We start from the raw sequence: 17,755 nt of genomic DNA on the forward strand, positions 1-17,755 counted from the left end.
CTAAACCCTATTCGTACTGCGGAGCATCGAAAGAGGTCGGGATCTTCGGCGTATCCGGGTCACTATGGATGAAAGAGAAACCGCTAATCTTGTTGGTTGCTTTATCAATCGGTCCCGTCTGGAGCTGTCCATGGATGCTCGACGTACACTTGTCCGGATGCAAGCATCCCTTATTGTGCATCATCAATTGATAACCATAGATTTCCCAGGAGCCACTCTTGCGCTCAACATTAGATCCGACATTATTATTGCCTTCGAAAGCGAGAAGTTCATAAGTACCATCAGCCTTGAGCGTAAATTTCCACTCAACGCCATCTTTCTGAGCTTGCCATTCACCGACGAAATCGCTAGCCTTTTCGTATTCATATTCGCTAGCTTCGACCTTGCAGTTCATCGTCGTTGTCGTTTCGCCATTAGAAGACGAAATAGTATTGTCCGAACCGACAGAATAGGCGTACATCGAATAAACAGGCTTGTTATAGTATGCCGGGCGCATCAACAACGTGCTACGCTGGATGTCATAATGCCCGCCGATCCAGTAAGCCACCTTTCCGCCAGCTGCATTTTCAACGATATACGAATTGTCAAAGAACGTAAATGTTCTCGTCGTATCGCCATCGGTGCATTCGAAAATTTTGTTCTGAATGTCGGCAGCCTTGGAAATTTTGCCCTTTGTCACAGCGACGCTAGCCTTCACCGCTTCGCTATATTCCTTCGAGCCATTGACTGCGTACTTGACGACGTTATCCTTATCGACAATGAACGAAAGCGTGAAACCATCCTTGGCCTTGAGCTGTTCCAGAATCTTTTTAACACCATCCGTTTCTGCATACTGCTTGCCAACATTGCCATCGACGAATTTCACTTCGCCATTTGCAAAATCCGTATAGGTCACAAGCCACAATTCATCCTGGATGCGGAGTGCCACAAGACCCTGCTTGCTGCCGGTAGAAAGGTAAACCGTCTGGTCAAAAATCTTGAGTTCATAGTTCTTTTCGAGGTCTGCAAGCTTTGCAGCATGAGCACCCGCAGGAACGTCAACAGAAGAAGAAGACTTCGGAGCGTCTGCACTCGAAGAGGACTTTGCCTCATCCTTAGTGGAAGAAGAGGAGTTCGATTCAGATTTAGAATCGGAAGACTTATTATCCTTGGAGTCCGAAGACTTCTTGTCGTCATCTTTTGAATCCGACGACTTCTTATCTTCTGTTTTGGAAGATGAAGACTTCACTTCGCATTCATCGGAATCGCAATCGTCTTCTTCGGAAGAAGACGAAATTTCAGTTTCGTTATTGTTTGGAGAAATCGGATCATCCTCATTGCATCCCACAAAAAGGAACGCCGAGGACACTAAAAAGGCTAGCAATTTTTTCTTATTCATAATCATTAATATAATTTATTTAATCCAATTTAGACCAATATATATTTACTATTTACACGGGTAAAATGCCCAAAAGCGCCAAATTTTCGAGAAAATGTATTATATAGAGAACGGGCAACCCGGATGGTAGTCGAGGTCTCGTTCGGCATCTTCGATGGACGGGGCGGCATCGTACAGAAAACCCGCCAAAGCCTGCTCGGCAGACACGCGCTTGCCACCAATCCAGTTTTTCAGGACGGCAAGGCGTTTCGAGATCCACCACGGGAGCGGAACCATCAAGTGGTGCATCCCCGCGTCGGTCAGCACATGCTTAGCCATTTCCGCCATCGTCATGACCGTCGAACCCGCAAGGGCGTAGGTCTTCCCCACCGCACTCGTCATAAGCCCCGCCACAGCAATTCCCTTGACCAAGTCCACACTGCGGACCGGGCGTTTGAGGCATTTGCCAGCCCTCGGCATAAAATAGACCGGGAATCGCTTCACGTAATCGCGGAACATGTTGAACTCGACACCGCCCCCACCGCCAATCACAAGCGTCGGGCGCACAATCGTCCAGTCAAGTTCGGAGGCTTGTACAAGAGCCTCGCCCTTCTTTTTGCTTTCGCCATACGGCGTGAGTATCGGGTACGTCACCGAAATGCTTGAAACGTAGAGGAAACGGCGAACGCCTGCAAGCTTACTTGCTTCGAGCACATTTCGCGTGCCGTCCGTATTCACGTGCTCAAAAGCACCGCGTTTTGTAGATAAAAGAATTGCCGCCAAGTGATAGACGACATCGACGTTTTCAAACGCCCCTCGGATAGAATCAAAATCGGTGACATCGCCGTAACGGACATCCACCTCGCTCGGTAAGGACTTCGCCAAAGAATCGCCCGGAAGCGTCAAGACGCGGACACACACTCCCCGTGCTATTAGTTCCCGGCACAACGCCTTCCCTACGACGCCGGCGCCACCCGTTAAAAGAGCAATCATGCTAGGCTTCCAGCATATAACGGATATCTTGAACGCGCCTTGCGAGGGACGCATCCGTTTCCATCTGCTTTTTCAGGGAATTAATGGCGGCGATTACAGTGGCATAGTCCCTGCAGAACATCGCGCCGATATTCTGGAGAGAATCGGTCGTGAGTTCGCGACAAAGGAACATCGCCACCTTGCGGGGCATAGAAATCGCGGCTGCCTGGCGCTTGGACGAGAGTTCACAAACCTCGACACGGTAATCCATAGCGACCGCTTCAATAATGTTCTTGGCAGTGAGTTCCACATGGCCGCCATGTTCCGACGGTGCCACAAGGCGCTTCACGCCATTCAAGTTCAAATCGGCCTTGCAGAACATGTTCATCGCACCGAGGAAGTTCAAGAGACCTTCAATCAGGCGCACGTTCTTGCGCGGCGGCATCGAAAGGTAACGGCAAATTTCTTCGCGGTCAGCCTTTGCAAACGGCAAATCTTCGGACTTCTTGCTAATCAAGTTCATACGGGTCGCAAGGTCCGGTTCATCAATGCCCACAGCCACACAGGAGGCGAGCGGAGCAAGGAGCTTCTTGGAAATGCTCGGGATCGAAGACCTCGAAGAACCACGGGATTCATTATCCGTATCGACAACCTTAAACAGGTTCGGATGGCGGTCGCAAGAAATCACGACCTGCTTGCCTTCGGCGCGCAAATGCTTAATCAAAATAGCAAGGCGGTCCTGCGTCCAGAGGCCTTTTTCCAAGAGCTGCACATCGTCGAGCAAAAGCACATCGCAAAGTTCATAGCGTTCGCGGAACTTCTGCGCAAGCTCGCGCACATTGCCCGTCTTGTTGTGGAGTGCAGACGCCATAGCCGTTGCATCACGCAAAAAGTCATAAGCGTGGCAATAGACAATGGATGCTTCCGGACGGCTCTTCTGGATTTTAGCAGCAATGGACTGCAACAAGTGCGTCTTGCCAAGGCCGCTTTCGCCATAGACAAAAAGCGGATTCAAAGCCGGGTCACCCGGATTCTCGGCCACCGCCTGGCAAGCGCGGAAAGCCGTAGAATTGCACTCCCCTTCGACAAAGTTTTCAAAAGTATAGCGGGCATAAAGAGCCAAAGGCTGCTTCGGGCGCTTAACCTCGGCCTTCTTTTTCTCGGGACGCGGAATAACAGGCATCGTGAGCTTGATTTCGGGAATCGGGTCCGAAGGAGCAATCTGACGGATGCGATAATCAACAAATTCACTACCAAATACAGCCGTAAAGGACTTGCGCAACAAATCGCCATAATGGGAATTCACCCAGTTCTCGCGAAGCTCGTCAGGAACAGTAAGCAAGGCATAGCCATTGCACATTCCCTCATAACCAAGAGCGTCGAGAATCACGGCACCAAAAAAGTCCTTGCATTCCGAACGCACGCGGTCGAGCACCTGTTGCCAGGGCGACTCTGCAATATCCAACAAAGAAACAGTATTTTCCACGATCTAAAAAACCAATCCAAAGTATAAAAGAGCAAGCAAAAAATAAGAAAGGAAATCCGAACCACAAGCACCCCAACTATTTTTTTTTCGAAATCCCTATTTTTCGCTCAAAAATGGCAAAAAATTTTTAGAAACATTTTTTATCACGCTTTTTCCAGTTTACACCACCCTTACGAACGTATGTGTAACAAAATTATCACTTACTATTAGCACAAGTTATCAACAGGTATTTTTTCAAACATCCCTTGACAAGATTTTTCTTATTTTAAGCATACAAAATATTATACAAATGGCGAAATTCGCTCAAAAACGCCACTTTTTTGTATTATAAAAAATGTAACTTGGTGAAAATCAACAAGTTACATACATCATTCGTTTGTGAAATTTTAGGGATTTTGAGGCGGTGGCGGTTGGTTATTTTGTCCGCCATTTTCACCGAGCTTTTCTTGCAGGTGGTCAATCCTATTTTCGAGCAGCTTTTCGATTTCAGGGAGCAAGCGGTCCTTCACGCGATCAAGATACAAGCACTGCAGCTGGATCATACGATTGCGATGGCGACCGGCAAATTCCTGAATCCAGTGGCTCACGGCCTGCTGGCGGTCCTGAATCTTGTCATGCAAGGAACGCTGGATGAAAGTTCTCTGAACTTCCATATAGCGCTGCATATTGAACGGCATGCGGTAAGTACGAATAAACTGCTTTAGCAACACCAGCAAGCAAAGATGATCTTTGCATTGATGATCGTGAATGAACTGCCGTAACTCTTCCAGATGTTTCTGGAAGAACGGAACAATAGCTTTATCATCAATCTGATAAAGTTCAAGTTCATCCTGTTCTTTTGTCGCTTTATCGACAGCCATATTCCAAATCTATTTTTTTACCGTATCTTAAACTTTTGCTCGTTTCACAAGGAAGCCGAATTTGGCATTTTTTTCGCTATTTAAGGTACTTTTTCCTAGGAAGACGCGTCCTTCCGTTCCCGGATTCAACCGATCTGCGGCAGCGCCGCGGAAATCTAGCATTTCCTCGACTTCGCACTTCTGCATGCCATCGGGCGTCATCAGTTCCAGCGTATCGTCCATGGAGAACGGGTTCTTCACGTTCACAAGGCAGGCACCCGTAGCATCGTCGTAGTCCTTAATCTGGGCGGCAACGCAGCCACCAGCGGCATCCACATGCGTCGCTTCGTAGTTCTGCGGTAACGGTCCGCGCAGGAATCCCGGCATAAAGCCTCGCCCATCGACAAAGGTAATCGCGCGACGGCTTTCTTCGGGCACGGGATTACCTTCAGCCACTGCGTCAATCGCCATGCGGTAAGCGCGCACGACCTGACTCAAGTAGTACACAGAGCGAGTGCGGCCTTCAATCTTGAAGGAATCAAGCCCACCCGCCACGAGTTCCGGAATCACGTCCAAGGCGCAAAGATCGCGGCTACTCATAAAGTAAGTGCCCCACGTATCTTCATCGAGCGCAATCGGGTCAAGTTCCGGGCGGTCGGTACGCTGGAGCGCAAACGAGCCCTCATGTTCGCGATAGTCCTCGACCTGCGGACCGGAGTTCGCGTACAAGCGATACGGCATGCGGCAGCTGTTGTCGCAGGCGCCCTGGTTTGCATCGCGGTGCGTCACCCAGTTCGAAAGCATGCAACGGCCAGACATGGCCATACAAACGGCGCCATGAACGAACACTTCAAGTTCAAGGTCTGGAACTTGTTTCTTTATCTCTAAAATTTCGGACAGGCGAAGTTCACGGCTCAAGATAATGCGGCGGACGCCCAAGTTCTTCCAGAACGAGGCTGCAAGATAGTTTGTCGTATTCGCCTGCACGGACAAGTGAACTTCCGTTTCGGGATGTTCCTTCAAAAGCCAGCCCACAAAGCCCGGATCCGCGACAATCAAGGCATCCGGCTTAAGTTCAAGTGCAGCATTCAAAGCCTTCTGGAACGATTCCACCTTCACATTACGCGGAATCACGTTACTCGTGAGGTAGAACTTCTTGCCATGCTCATGCGCATACGCAATGCCTTCGGCAAGGTCATCGAGATTCTTGAAACCGTTTTCGCGAGCGCGCAACGAGAACGCCGGCTGTCCGGCATAAACGGCATCTGCCCCATAGGCAAATGCATACTTCATTCGTACAAGGTCACCCGCAGGTGCTAAAAGTTCAGGCTTTTTCATACATTCTACCACTTGAATCCCGCGCGGATATACGCTTTTTTATCATCAATTAACGTCAGTTCGCCCAAGAACGAGAAACGCTGGCCTTCGTAACTAATCGCAGGCGTAAGCATGTACTGAAGCTTAGCACCTTTCAAATAATGCTTAGGGAGTTTCATATGGTTCGATCCCGGAGTCGTATCGTTCACGGCACTACCGTAATCCGTCCCTTTCCAGAACCACGTCTGGCGAACAGAAGCAAAGATATGACCATCCAAGCGAGCAAAGACATTCCAGTCAATCGTACGGCTGTTCGGACCGCCCTGATTGCCCAACGGGAAACCAAGATGCGCTATCTGCGCCGTATTCTTTTCAAAGTGGGAATAAACGTACGGTTCTACACGGGCGTATTCAAAAATCGTACCCGCCTCAATCTTGTGACCCTTGTAATAAAAATCATGACCTGCCTGAAAACCCGCCATCCAAGCCCACTTGGCTTCGATATTGTCATTCTTGATTAGGCTAATCGGGGATTCCATATCGTCCAGGAAAAATTCCGTATAAAGACGAACCGTATTGAACAAGCGATAGTTAAAGTCAAAGGACAACGAACCGTTGTTACTGCTTTCGGAGTAATTCCCTTTTTCCATGAACAAAGGCGCCGTCGGCACAAAGAGCCAAGGTTTCATGTTCTTATAAAGAATCTGGAGTTCACTAATACCGAACGTTGCGTTCCCCACAGCCAGTTCATAACGGTGGCCAAAGAGGTTACGCGTTTCGTCCCTGTTCTTCATGTCAAAGCTACCATAGATGCGCAAGTCCCCATAAAAGCTCATCACGCGGAGGGGGCCAATCATCATGTCGAGGCTCAACATGTTGTATGGAACCGCAAATTGGTTCAAGGACAAGTTATTGTAGTAGCCCGGGCCCCAGTGCATCACATCGCGACCAAAGTCTAAACGCAACCAGTCGTAGTTGAATGCAAAGTGTGTGCGATAACGGGCATAGCTTGTATATTCTACGCCAGAATTATTTTCTTCACGCTGGACTTCGAGGAATTCCCCATCATAAGATCTCGGATTCTTGGCAGAATGCCCCTCATCGTAAATGCGGGCGTCCAAGACAAAGTCCACAGAATCGATAAAGCCGCGCAAGTAAATACCGCCATCTATCCCCGGCCAAATGGTATCAGCAATCGACTTTTTCTCGTAACGATAATCGCGCCCTGTCCAAACCTGGTCCCCAACAGATTCACCACCGCGATAGTCAATGCCACCGATAATGCTAGCGGCAATACCAAAACGCGGATTTACAGAATCAGGAGAGCCAAGTCCATTCCCCAAAACGCCAGCGCCACGAACGTTATCGTAGTAAAGGAGGGCGTCACCTTCCGTTTTTGCAAAGTTCTTGCGGAAAGTCGTGTCCCTGCGCGGGTAAGTAAAGTACTGGCGTTCATTGCCCGTCGTCTGGCGATGGTATTCAAACAGCATCGGAGCCGTTTCCAAAGTACGCAAATTGCGAGTCCGTTCAGGTTCAATAACCGGCGATGCGGCCAAAGATTCGCTTACGCCTGCAACCAGTAAAAAGGAAGACAAAAAGGGGAATATTTTCTTCAAAAGCATTTTCCAAATTTAGCATTTTCGTTCGCTGCATTCGCGAAAAATGGAAAATTTGAGCCCTTTCGTTCCGTACGGAACTTTTTGTTCCGCTTAAAATTTCAATGTCCGTAAAAAAGAACAATTCAACCATTTCAAACATATTTGAAGAAATATACGTTTTAAGAAAATTGTTGAATGGGAGATATAATCATGAAAATAAAGCTTCTGACAATGAGTTGCATTTCTGGCCTTTCTTTGGCCATGCTCGCTGGCTGTTCGGATTCGAACCCGGCCATGAGTGATTTTTACAACGCAGGCGAAGGAATCGCAAGCAGCGATAGCGAAAACCTAGCTATTCCGACATCAAATACATCGGGTTCTAGCGACTCGGGCTCCGTCGACTCGGGCTCCAGCATTTCTTCAAATTCGAATGTCGCCAATTCTAGCGATTCAGGCCTCAACGCATCCTCGAATTCCAACGTCTCCGTTTCGAGCAGCTCCGCCAACACTCCGGCAAGCAGCGCAGGCTATGGTACAAGCAGTGCAAGCAATGGCACGAGCAGCGCCGTTACCGCATCTTCAAGCAGCGTTGCCCCAATCGTCAATTCGAGCAGCTCGACGATACCGACCGTACAGAGTTCCTCCAGCGTTCCGGCCACACAGAGTTCTTCGAGCACTCCTACTCAGCAAGTGATCAGCAACGGCGAAACTCCGGTCATCACCTACGCTGCAAGCGGTGCAACTGTCGCAAACACCAACAACTGCGTCACCGTTACAGGCGGTACAGTTACCATTACTTGCGGTGGCGAATACGACTTTAACGGTTCTTACAGCGGTAGCGACGCCCAGATTCTCGTGAATACCGCCAAGACGGACACTTCCGTTTACCTGAACATGAAGGGTCTCACGCTTACGAACACCGCTGACGCCCCGATTTACGTGCAGAAGGCAAGCAAGGCATTCGTCGTTGCTAAAAACGGCACGACAAACACGTTCACGGACGGCGCATCGAGAACAAAGAAATACACTTACACAAACGACTCCGGCGAAGCCAAGACCGATACGACGGGCGCTTGCATTTACGCCAAGGACGACCTCACCATCAAGGGTGAAGGTACCCTCATCGTCAAGGCCAATTACAACAACGGTATCCATACCAGCAACGACTTGAAGGTGAAAAACGGCCTCATCACCGTGAATGCCAAGAATAACGGTCTCAAGGGTAAAGGCTCCGTTGAAATCAGCGGCGGTACCATCAATATCACCACGACCGAAGGCGACGGCATCAAGAGCGATACCGAGGACGCAACTGATTTGGCAAACGGCAAGGGTTCTATCGAAATCACGGGCGGTACAATCACCGTAACGTCTGCATTTGACGGCATCACGGCAGCAAACGCAGTTGTCGTTGCCAATGGCGAATCCAAGAGCCCGACCATCAAGATTACAACAGGCGGCGGACAATCCTGCCTCAGCTTAAACACCAGTAGCAGCGGCGGATTCGGCGGTGGCGGATTCCCAGGCGGCATGGGTGGCGGAAGCTCCTGCTCCCCGAGCGAAAGCATGAAGGGCATCAAGGGCGATTCAAGCATAACCATCAGCGGTGGCGTTATCGACATCAACAGCCGTGATGATGGTCTCCACAGCAGTGGCACGATTACTCTCAGCGACGGCACAATGACTATCGCAACAGACGATGACGGCGTCCACGCCGACAAGGCCCTCTACGTCAAGGAAAACGCCAACGTGAGCGTGACCATCGCCTACGAAGGTATGGAATCTCCGGACATGAACTTTGAAGGCGGCATCACAAGCGTCATCACTACAGACGATGGCTGGAATGCAGCTGGCGGCACAAGCACGACCTCCACAGGCAACACAGGTCGCGGCGGCTGGGGCGGAGCAGGCGGAGGCATGGGCGGTAGCACCGGGAATCTCAAGGTCTCTGGCGGTTACCACTACGTTTACGTGGGCACAGGCGACACAGACGGCATTGACAGCAATGGCGGCATCAGCATCACCGGAGGCGTCATCATCGTGGAATGCCGCATGAACGGCGGTATGGGCGGCATGGTCGATTCCGACGGAACAACCTCCATCTCCGGCAACGCAAAGCTCCTCGGATTCGGCACGAACAATTCCGAAGAAGGCACGCAGTACAGCGTAAGCTTCGACACCAACAGCTATTACGGCACATCGGATATCGCATTCAAGCCGAGCTTCTCGGGTAGCAAGATGGTCTCTAGCGTAGGTAAGCCGGGCGTCGTGAGCAGCGTGAGCGGCATGACCAAGACTTGCTTCGGGAACAGCACCGACCGCTGCGTTTATACGAAGTAGTGCGGCAAGCCGCAGTTACTAGTTAATAGTCTTTAGTTACTAGAAAGGCGAGCATTTTTGCTCGCCTCTTTCTTATTCTTAATTTCGAATTAATTACATCCAGCCACGATCAGATGTACCAGAAATACCACGAATCTTAAGGTCAAAGTCATCGCGGTTCGTAGCAGCATTCATTGCCGTTTCAAGCGAAATCTGCTCATTCTGATAAAGTTCCAGAAGCGCCTGGTCGAACGTTTGGCTATGGTATTGGATGTGGCCTTCGGCAACAGCCTGTTCCACCATGTCAATCTTGTTCTTGTCCTGGATGTATTCCTTGATGGCACCCGTATTCACGAGAATTTCGGCAGCAGGGACTCGACCCTTGCCATCCTTCGTCGGCAAAAGACGGAGCGAAATGATACCCACCAAGACTTCGGCAAGCAACAGACGAATTTCGTCATGCTGGTGCGGCGGATACATCGAAAGGATACGGTGGATCGTTTCTACGGCGTTCGTCGTATGGATAGTCGCAAAGACCATATGACCCGTATCGGCAGCGGTAAGCGCAATCTGCATCGTTTCAAGGTCACGAATTTCGCCCACGAGGAGCACGTCCGGGTCCTGACGGAGAGCGGCACGAAGCGCATTTGCATAAGAAAGCGTATCCACACCGATTTCACGCTGCGAGATAATTGCCACGTTATCGCGATAAAGGTATTCAATCGGGTCTTCGACTGTAATGACGTTCACAGATTCTTTCTGATTGATGTAGTCAATCATCGAAGCAAGCGTTGTCGACTTCCCCGAACCCGTCGTACCCGTCACAAGCACAAGACCGCGCCTGGTCAAAGCCAAATCACGAATGATTTCGGGCAAATGCAGTTCTTCGAACGGCGGAATCACAGCCTTGATATGACGAATCACGACGGCGATTGTACCACGCTGGCGAAACACGTTCACACGGAAACGGCCCATATCGCGGGCGCCCACAGCAAAGTCGCATTCCTTGTTTGCCTCAAAGCGCTGTTTCTGGTCGCGATTCATAATGTCATCCAAGAAGGAATCCATCATGGCGCTATCGATGCGCACGTCAAAAAGTCTTTGTAAGACGCCATTGATACGGTAAACCGGTGGAACGCCAACTCGTAAATGCAAGTCAGACGCCTTGCGGTTCACCATCTCACGCAAGAGCTGTTCGATGCGAAGTTCAGCCATATTAGACTTCTCCAAACTTTTCGCGGTAGAGTTTCTTTACTTCTTCCAGACGGGATTTGATTTTTTCATTATCCGGATTCTTCTTTGCAAGATCCGTATAAATATCAAGAGCCTTGTCGTAAACACCCTGTTCCATATAAATGTCCGCAAGCGTACGCGTATTCAGGCTATCGTCCAAATCCGTAGCGCCACGGGAAAGCGGAGCATCTGCATTTTCAACGAGACTTGCAGCCACTTCGTCATCGGAATCGCCGGACATTAGGTAATCCACGCCGTTGTTGTTCGGTTCATCCGATTCCGGAAGGGAATCGTCTTCGTCAAAGAGGCCCTTGAATGCGTTAGAAACTTCGGAGTCGATGGAATCGAGTTCTGCAGACGGAGCTTCTTCAGCGACCGGTTCAGCTGTTTCGGCAACAGGTTCTTCGAGCTGTTCTGTGGCGGGCTCTTCAAGAGTTACATCAGACGGTTCTTCAAGAGAATCAATCGGAGCAGAGAAAACGCTTGTCGGTTCTTCGGCAGGAGCTTCTTCGATCTTTTCAGCAGGAGCTTCGGCAACTTCGGATTTTTCTTCCGGAAGGTCGTCGGCATCTGCACCGAAGATGCTATCAAAGGATTCATCGACGCTCTTTTCAACGTCTTCTTTGACCGCTTCTTCTTCAAATTCTGCGCTTGTCGCTTCCTGGCTCAAAGGCTCTTCAACGCTTTCGGTAGTTTCGCTTGCCGGAGCGTCAACAGGAGCGGATTCAGTCGGCATGGAATCATCTTCGCCGAACATGGAGGCAAACGCACCGCCCATTTCCTTCGCCAGGTCTTCATCCTTCGGAGATTCTTCGACAGGCTGTTCTTCAACATTCGATTCAGCAACAGGCTGTTCAATAGCGGGCTGTTCTTCTACAGGAGTTTCAGCAGTAGCCTCTGCCGGAGCTTCATCATCGTCACCGAAGAGGGCGTCAAAGGCGCCATCGACTTCTTCAGCAGCAGATTCATCGTCAGCAGTTGCCACATTTTCTAAAGACTCCGCAGGAGCTTCGACAACTTCTTCGGCAACGTTTTCCGCAATTTCTTCAGCCGGCTTTTCAATGTCGGCAGGCTGTTCTTCCAAAGTTTCTTCAGCCGGTTCTTCAAGCGATTCCGAAACCTGCGTTTCGGCAGCATTTTCTGCAACCGGAGTTTCAGATTCCGTCGGAAGTTCTTCATCCAGGTTCAGAACAAAATCATCGTCTGCCTTTGGAATGTCTTCATCGTCCGAGAAATCCATATGGGATGTCGGAACAAGACCTTCTGCCGGTGCGACATTTTCAGCAGATTCATTCGGAACAAATTCTGGAGCCTTTTCAAGAGCATCTACAGCAGGAGCATCGTTGTCCAAGCTAAAGTCGGCATCGGCAGACTTTTCGAACAAGCTACTAAAGGAATCTTCAGCGGATTCTTCTTCGGGCTTTTCAACAGATTCTTCGAGAGGCTTTTCTGCGGTTTCTTCAGCGGCAGGAGCTTCGCTATCCAGGCTAAAATCAGCATCCGCAGACTTTTCGAACAAGCTACCGAAGGAATCTTCTACGGATTCCTCGAGAGGCTTTTCAACGTCAGCCTGTTCTTCAGACTGTGTTTCAAGAGCGGGTTCTGCGACTTCCTCAGCAGATTCAGCAGCATTAACCGGTTCTTCGGACGGCGTTGAATCTTTTTCTTCCGGAAGTTCGTCATCTCCAAGGAGCGACGAGAAAGCATCATCGACATTCGTTTCAGCCTCTTCGGCTTTGCTTTCCGCCTTGGCCGGTTCGTCTAGGTCAAAGACATCATCTGCAACGCCAACGTCTTCATCGTCAGAGAAGTCCATGTGCATTGCAGGAACGTTATTCATTCCGGCAAGATTTTCCGCATCAGTCGGTTCTTCTTCAGGAGCACCGAGATTTTCAGCAACAGGTTCAGTAGCCTGTTCTGCGGGCTGTTCTTCTGCGGATTGTTCCACAGGCTGTTCTGCAGACGGAGCTTCTTCCGGGAGTTCATCATCGCCAAGGAGCGAAGAGAATGCGTCATCGACGTTGGTAGACTTTTCATCCGCATCTAGCGGTTCGTCCAAACTGTCGAGGCTAAATTCAGCGTCATCAGACTTTTCTTCCGTGACTTCTTCGGACTTCGGTTCTTCGATAGCATCAATCTTTTCTTCTTCATCCGAGAAGTGCGAGAAGAGCGAAGACGTTGCAGGTTCCTCTGCAGCAGGTTCATTCTTTTCCGAAGAATCCACCACTTCAAGATCGTCATCGCCACCCAAAATGTCAGAAATTGCAGACGACACTTCGGAAGAATTCAAGGCATGACCTTCGAAGCTTGCATCCTGGGCCGCATCGCCATTCTGGGCAATTTCATCCGATGCAAAGTTCAAGGAATTGCGCAAAGCCTCCATCGAGGTATTGTCTTCTTCGTCTGTATTCGGGAGTGATGCAGCCAAATTTGCAAAGATATTGTCTTCGCCGGCTTCTGCATTTTCAGTATCGTCAGAAACATCCATGGTGAACGAGCTGTCGTCCATCACCGGAGGTACAAGAGTCTCTTCTTCTGGCAGAACATCGTATTCATCCTTCCAGAACGGGTCCAACGGGTCCATATCGTGGACACGGCGGAAACAGGCATTGCGCTCGGCTTCCTTGCCAAGCTTATCGTAAGATTCCCCCATCCGCTTATGGGCAGAAAGGCAGAACGGGTCTTTGGCGAGCACCTTCTTGTATTCCGTAATGCTACCGGCAAAATCCTGCTGGCCAGCCAAAATCTTTGCACGGACCAACATCGCCGGAACATCGGACGGAGATGCGGCAAGAGCGGCATCCACTGTTTTCAAGGCGGCTTCGTAATCACCCGCAGCACGTTCCATATCGGCAAGCCAGGCCAAAGCCTGAGAACGCCCCTTATTCTTTTTTACAGCCTTTCTGAGAGAATCCAACGATACAGCCATCATTACTCCAATGGAAGAAGAACAGCTTCATCCGCCAAAAGTACAGGTATACCGTCGCGAATCGGATAGACGCGAGAACCATCAGGTGTCGTAAGCGCTTCGGTCAGGGGTTCAGTAATAGCTTCGCCAGCAACATTCTTGAGCGTACCAGCCTTAATCGCATTGTTCAAAAGAGCGATGCAATCCTCGCCTGCCTGCGAAAGAGGTTGACGAGTTTCCGGGCAGCAAAGAATACTTAACAATTTAGAATCGAGCATAAGACCTTTTATATGTGTTATTTCATCAAAAAAATAACACAATTTTTACAAAAAAGGGCGATTTTAACGAAGATATTTGAGGTTTACGAGGGCAAAATTGCCGTTTTTGCCATTTCCAATGAGCAAATACACGCACATGCCCAGTTTATCGAGCCAATTCATATTGAATTCTTCGCGGTAGCCCGAGAAATTTGAGACCACCAGGAGCTCGCGGCAGCCCGTGCGGTTGCGAATGGACTCCATATCCGAAAGCGGTCCAAGGAGATGCTTGCGGTTTTCTTCGCTCAACATTTCGGGTTCAGAGCTCACGCAACCGAGAATTTCAATGCCCGGAATCACGTTGTAGCTATCAAACCAGTTGTTGAGGGAATCTTCGCGGCCACCCAGCAAGATGGAGCGGTGGCGCTTTTTCGCAAAGATGCGGTAGAAATAGTTTATCCAAAATGCAATACGACGCCAAGCGAGGAGCGCAAGCGGAATAAAGAGGCTAGAAGCGACCGCCAGCGTAATCCAATGGGAATCGTATGGCAAATAGGTCGTTGCATCATTGATGACTGGAGTCTGGGTGAAGTAGCGGAATGCAGAATACCCACCGACAATAAGCAAGTTCAGCGGAATCAAATAACGCAAGAACTTCTCGCCCTTGAGACTTGAAACCGTATATTCCCCACGGAACATGAGGAACACGATGTTCAAAACAATGGCTAAAATCGCAAGGATCCAGTCTTCTGAACCAGAATGGATGATGACATCGCCTTTTCCGGCACAATCAAAGCATGTCGAGAACACGCCTGTTTCATAGCAAAGAATGAAAAATGCCCAGATAGCAACTACGCCCAAATCGAGGAACATCTTCCAGAACTTCGGAATCAGGCGCGAGAACATACCCACGAATGCGGCAAACAAGATACCGAAGGACACGAGGAAGTTCGGGACAAAGTAGAGATCCTTGTGCTTTTTCACAAAGATAAGCATCGCCTTGTAGAAGTCTACATACGAGCCCCAACGGCGTGTACGGCAGCTCTGCCCCTTAAAGTGCAGAATGTTCGTGACCGGCGTGTAATAGTTGTGGAGCCCCATTTTCTTGGTACGGAAACAGAGGTCCAGGTCTTCACCATACATGAAGAAGTCTTCGTCAAAGCCGTTCAGCTTTTCATAGACATCGCGACGGATGCAGAAGAACGAACCACTAATGGCATCGACTTCAATCATCTCGTCTGGGTCCGCATACGACATGTTGTAGCTTGCAAGCGTCTTATTCTTCGGGAAGAGAGCCGCAAGGCCAATCGTCTTGGAAACAGCAGAAACAATCGTCGGGAAAGAACGGCGGCAAGCCCACTGGAGCGTTCCATCTTCGTTCAGAATGCGGCAACCGACCGTGCCCGCTTCCGGGTGCTCTTCCATGAACTTGAGCATTTCGCGGAAGGCGTTCTTCGAGATAATCGTATCCGGGTTGATAAAAAACAGATACGGCTTGGTCGCATGCTTTTCGGCGAGGTTACAGCCCTTGCCAAAGCCCAGGTTTTCCTTGGAGTCAATCCATTCCACTTCCGGGAAGAAGTTCTTGATTTCGGGAATGATCGGTTCGGTGGAACCGTTATCCAAAACGATAATCTGCGAATCGATTCCTTCACAAGCATCGCGCACAGACTTGAGGCATGCCGGAATGAAGTCGCAAGAGTTATAAGCAATGATAATGACAGAACAAGAAAGCATAGGCTAGTTGGTAAAACTTAGTAGGAAGAGTGCGTTAAGCCAAGCCCAAACGAAGCTTGAGCACGAGGAAGAACGCTTCGGAGATGATTCCGCCGCTCATCTTGGAGGTGCCACGGGTGCGGTCCGTAAAGATGATGGGGATTTCCTTCACGCGGAGGCCCTTCTTCCAAATTTTGAAAGTCGTTTCGATCTGGAAGCAGTAACCGTCACTCTTCATCTTGTCGAGGTTCAAAGCCTGCAGCGCTTCGCGGCGGAAGCACTTGAAGCCGCCCGTTGCATCGCTAATCGGGAGGCCCGTCACAATGCGGGTATAGACATTTGCACCATAGCTCAAAATCAAGCGGCGCAAGTCCCAGTTCACCACGCTGATGCGGTGGTCCTGATAGCGGCTACCTAGCACGAGGTCGGCATCTTCGGCAGTTTCCAGGAAGCGGTTCAAGTCCGTCGGAGAATGGCTAAAGTCGGCATCCATTTCGAACACGCGTTCGTAATCGCGTTCAAGCGCCCACTTGAATCCAGTCACATAAGCGGAGCCAAGGCCCATTTTGCCCTTACGGCGAATCAAATGAATTCGAGAATTCTTGTCCGCTTCGGCCTGAACGAGATCGCCCGTACCGTCCGGAGAGCCATCGTCCACCACCAAAATTTCAAGACATTCATTCTGTTCCAAAATTGCCGACATGATGAGGAGAATATTCTCCTTCTCATTGTAAGTCGGAATGATTACCAAACTCTTAGGAAACGCCATTAAATACCTCTCTAAACACAAATCTATACAAAATTAAAGTTGGCCAATGACATCGGAAACCGGATAAGTGCGTTTTTTATTGCCATTCATCATTTCGCCAAGGAGCCCAAGCGAGAAGAACTGGACGCTCATCACGAGTGAGAAGGCGCCAGCCAACAAGAGCGGGCGCACATGCATAGCCCCCGTCTGTATCCATTCATAGCCAAAATAACCGCAAATGCCAAGGCCAAAAACGAGCAACAACAGCCCGAAGAGACCAAAGAAATGAAGCGGCTTCGAAGAGAAACTACGCATGAACATGAGGGAGACCAGGTCAAGGAACCCGCTCACCAGGCGAGAAACGCCGTACTTCGAGACACCATGAACACGGGCACGGTGAGCCACCGGCATTTCGGTAATGCGGAAGCCCTGCCACTTGGCCATCACCGGAATAAAGCGGTGGTAGTCGCCATAAAGCTGGATAAAGCGCACCACGGAGCTGCGGTATGCCTTGATGCCGCAGTTGAAATCGTGAAGGCGCTTGCCGCAGACAATCGACACGGTCAAGTTGAAAAGCTTGGAAGGCATCGTCTTGTGCCACGGATCGAGGCGGCGAATCTTCCAGCCGGAGACGAGGTCGTAACCGGATTCGAGAATCTTGATCATCTTCGGGATTTCGAGCGGGTCATCCTGCAAGTCGCCATCGAGCGTTGCGACGTACTTGCCGCGAGCCTTGGAAAAACCAAGGGCGAGCGCCGCGGCCTTGCCGCAGTTGAACTGGAAACGGAATGCGCTTACCGAAGAACCCGGCATAGCGTTGTATTCCTTGGCCAAACCCTCCACCACTTCCCAGGTATTGTCTCGGCTACCGTCATCGATAACGATAACCTCGAATTCCATACCCGTCGGTTGAATGGCGGCCCAAATTTCCTTAAACAACTCAGGAAGGTTTTCACTTTCTTCCTTAACAGGGATAACCAAGCTCAAATCCATGACAATACCTCGAAA

13 protein-coding genes are annotated in these 17,755 nt (G+C 49.9%); 1 reads left to right on the top strand and 12 read right to left on the bottom strand.

Annotated features, from left to right (window positions below):
• Nucleotides 1–7: 7 nt before the first annotated feature.
• From B7982_RS02190 to B7982_RS02215, 6 genes are all read right to left on the bottom strand, one after another.
• Nucleotides 8–1,378, bottom strand: coding sequence for a hypothetical protein (locus B7982_RS02190; protein WP_233138319.1), 1,371 nt, complete (start codon nucleotides 1,376–1,378; stop codon nucleotides 8–10).
• Nucleotides 1,379–1,477: 99 nt separating this feature from the next.
• On the bottom strand, nucleotides 1,478–2,350 hold the full coding sequence (locus B7982_RS02195) for an NAD(P)H-binding protein (RefSeq protein WP_158212950.1): 873 nt from the start codon (nucleotides 2,348–2,350) through the stop codon (nucleotides 1,478–1,480).
• 1 nt (nucleotide 2,351) lies between these two features.
• Nucleotides 2,352–3,815, bottom strand: coding sequence for a DnaA ATPase domain-containing protein (locus B7982_RS02200; protein ID WP_088659356.1), 1,464 nt, complete (start codon nucleotides 3,813–3,815; stop codon nucleotides 2,352–2,354).
• A gap of 386 nt (nucleotides 3,816–4,201) precedes the next feature.
• Nucleotides 4,202–4,675: a hypothetical protein gene (locus B7982_RS02205; protein ID WP_088659357.1), complete on the bottom strand. Its 474-nt coding sequence runs from the start codon at nucleotides 4,673–4,675 to the stop codon at nucleotides 4,202–4,204.
• A 27-nt stretch (nucleotides 4,676–4,702) separates the two neighbouring features.
• Nucleotides 4,703–5,992: a U32 family peptidase C-terminal domain-containing protein gene (locus B7982_RS02210; protein WP_088659358.1), complete on the bottom strand. Its 1,290-nt coding sequence runs from the start codon at nucleotides 5,990–5,992 to the stop codon at nucleotides 4,703–4,705.
• Nucleotides 5,993–5,997: 5 nt separating this feature from the next.
• Nucleotides 5,998–7,566, bottom strand: coding sequence for a capsule assembly Wzi family protein (locus tag B7982_RS02215; RefSeq protein ID WP_233138320.1), 1,569 nt, complete (start codon nucleotides 7,564–7,566; stop codon nucleotides 5,998–6,000).
• Nucleotides 7,567–7,779: 213 nt separating this feature from the next.
• Between B7982_RS02215 and B7982_RS02220 the strand changes: the two genes are divergently transcribed.
• A complete protein-coding gene (locus B7982_RS02220; RefSeq protein ID WP_088659546.1) occupies nucleotides 7,780–9,906 on the top strand; it encodes a carbohydrate-binding domain-containing protein in 2,127 nt (708 codons plus the stop codon).
• A 93-nt stretch (nucleotides 9,907–9,999) separates the two neighbouring features.
• Here the strand turns inward: B7982_RS02220 and B7982_RS02225 are convergent, their stop codons facing one another.
• The 6 genes from B7982_RS02225 to B7982_RS02250 all read right to left on the bottom strand — a co-directional run bounded on the left by B7982_RS02225 (nucleotide 10,000) and on the right by B7982_RS02250 (nucleotide 17,740).
• Nucleotides 10,000–11,100 carry a type IV pilus twitching motility protein PilT gene (locus tag B7982_RS02225; protein ID WP_088659360.1) on the bottom strand — a complete coding sequence of 367 codons (1,101 nt, stop codon included), beginning with the start codon at nucleotides 11,098–11,100 and terminating at the stop codon, nucleotides 10,000–10,002.
• Between the two features lies 1 nt (nucleotide 11,101).
• Entirely contained in the window at nucleotides 11,102–14,047 is a 2,946-nt protein-coding gene (locus tag B7982_RS02230; RefSeq protein ID WP_233138321.1) for a tetratricopeptide repeat protein, read from the bottom strand.
• Between the two features lie 2 nt (nucleotides 14,048–14,049).
• Nucleotides 14,050–14,304 carry a Trm112 family protein gene (locus B7982_RS02235; RefSeq protein ID WP_088659362.1) on the bottom strand — a complete coding sequence of 85 codons (255 nt, stop codon included), beginning with the start codon at nucleotides 14,302–14,304 and terminating at the stop codon, nucleotides 14,050–14,052.
• Nucleotides 14,305–14,367: 63 nt separating this feature from the next.
• Nucleotides 14,368–16,020 carry a glycosyltransferase family 2 protein gene (locus tag B7982_RS02240; protein WP_088659363.1) on the bottom strand — a complete coding sequence of 551 codons (1,653 nt, stop codon included), beginning with the start codon at nucleotides 16,018–16,020 and terminating at the stop codon, nucleotides 14,368–14,370.
• Nucleotides 16,021–16,054: 34 nt separating this feature from the next.
• On the bottom strand, nucleotides 16,055–16,768 hold the full coding sequence (locus tag B7982_RS02245; RefSeq protein WP_088659364.1) for a polyprenol monophosphomannose synthase: 714 nt from the start codon (nucleotides 16,766–16,768) through the stop codon (nucleotides 16,055–16,057).
• 33 nt (nucleotides 16,769–16,801) lie between these two features.
• Complete coding sequence (locus tag B7982_RS02250) at nucleotides 16,802–17,740, bottom strand: glycosyltransferase family 2 protein (protein WP_014547331.1); 939 nt, start codon at nucleotides 17,738–17,740, stop codon at nucleotides 16,802–16,804.
• Between the last annotated feature and the right edge of the window lie 15 nt (nucleotides 17,741–17,755).

It is taken from the genome of Fibrobacter sp. UWB2, from assembly GCF_002210425.1.
Lineage (GTDB): Bacteria > Fibrobacterota > Fibrobacteria > Fibrobacterales > Fibrobacteraceae > Fibrobacter > Fibrobacter elongatus.